Genomic DNA, 1,864 nt, shown 5'->3' with positions numbered 1-1,864 from the left:
TCCTGCATCAGAGAGAGGAAAACGCCAGCGACCCCAATCCGTTCAGGCGACGACAGGCCCTAGAGGCTGTTATGAATTGGCTGCGAGTTGCGCGGCCTGTCTGAGCACGAGGCAAAAGAACGAGAGCAGAACGGGGCGCGCTCGCGGTGCTCAGGATCGATTTCCGGCGAATGCAGACAGCTGGGATCAGGTAAAATTCTGTAGAAGCGCGCGAATAAGCTTGGTAATTGAGTAAATTTACATGTACAAATTCGCAATATGAGTCTATTAATTGGTATAAATATGCAAGTGACATATATGAATTCAATATATAACCAATTCAAACGACCATTGCGGTTGACTGTATTTGAATACAATCATAGAATCCTTGCTAAAATCACACCTTAAAATTTTAATTCTATCCATTGGGCCATTATTTTGGTGACAAAACGAAATTGTTATTTGAATAAATTTAGCATCAGCTCTCAGGTGTCACTGAACGGCGCACCGAATTGCCCAATGACCGCACTTATGATATAAAATATTATGATTCTATGTGCAGTAAGATGTCTTACTATAAATAGAATAAATTGGAAGCGAGTCTTTCAAAAATATTGTTGCGAATGGCTGTAATGAAAATGCTCGAAGGGATGCGTGTACTTGTTTTGGGTGCGGGCGGTTTCGTTGGCTCCGCTATCTGTCGAGAGCTTCGGAAGCAAGGTGCAATTGTTCAAGGATTCGGCAGAAACATCACATATGGGGATAGCATTGAAGACGAAATCTTATGGACCAACGGGAACTTGTCCGATGATATGGCGCTATCTAAAGCTATCGTCGGACAAAATATTGTTTTTCATTTAATAAATTCTTCGTTGCCTGAAAGTTCAAACCATAATCCTGCAAGCGATCTTTCTGCTAACACCCTGCCCACACTATCTCTGCTCGAGTTATGCAAGAATGAGGGAGTAAAAAAAATAGTTTTTGCTTCATCTGGCGGCGCCGTTTACGGAATACCTGAAAAAACACCGATACCCGAAAATGCTCAGACCGATCCGATATCTGCATACGGAATCAGTAAGCTTTCGATCGAAAAATATCTCAATCTTTATTATCGATTGTATGGCCTAAATTATCACATATTTCGTGTGGCGAATCCCTATGGCCCGTACCAATCCCCTTTTCGTAAGCAAGGCGTCATAGCGGTAACGATGCATCGAATACTAAATAATCTACCGATCGAAATTTACGGGAATGATAAAATCGTAAGAGACTATGTGTATGTGGACGACGTTGCGCGTCTTTTGGTTTCAGGAATTGAATATAATGGGGAGCATCGTGTTATGAATGTTGGAAGCGGGATTGGTTTGAGTATCGATGATGTAATAACGCAAATCGAAAAAACCTTGCGTGTATCTAAGCAGTCAAGAAATTATCGGAGCTACAGGGCGGCGGACGTGCCAATCAGTATTCTCGATATTTCTCTCGCAAAGCACGAGATGAATTGGTCTCCGCAAGTCAGTCTTGCTGACGGCTTGGCTAGAACTGCGAACTGGATGAAATCGTCTTTCTCAAAAAACTAACAATTATTTATTATAACTTCTATACTCGCTAAAAGCTAGCTTTGACTCAGTACCAAGGCTGTAACTGTCAGTGCAATTGGATAGATGTTATGCTCGATGGCTGAATCATCAGTCTTTCACAAGGGCGGCGCCAGGGCCAGGGCATTCACCGCGATCCGGTACGTCCATTGGACAGCCGACACGTCGAAGCCGAGCTGCGCTGGATTAGCTTTTGTTGCCCACCAAACTCCCGCGCCTAGTGACTTAGAGCGTCTAACGAAACGGCACAGAGCGAGGTTTTCAGCGTTGGTTTGGCATGGCCAGAC

Annotated in this window: 1 protein-coding gene; it reads left to right on the top strand. The window is 43.8% G+C overall.

Annotated features, from left to right (window positions below):
* The first annotated feature begins 611 nt into the window (after positions 1–611).
* The gene (locus ASF20_RS23475; protein WP_162242629.1) at positions 612–1,559 is read left to right on the top strand and encodes an NAD-dependent epimerase/dehydratase family protein; all 948 of its coding nucleotides are present in this window, start codon (positions 612–614) and stop codon (positions 1,557–1,559) included.
* Positions 1,560–1,864 lie beyond the last annotated feature (305 nt).

Origin of the sequence: Methylobacterium sp. Leaf88, assembly GCF_001422795.1 — a bacterium.
Lineage (GTDB): Bacteria > Pseudomonadota > Alphaproteobacteria > Rhizobiales > Beijerinckiaceae > Methylobacterium.
The sequence above is the reverse complement of the archived record's forward strand: the minus strand, read 5'-3'. Positions and strand labels throughout refer to the sequence as shown.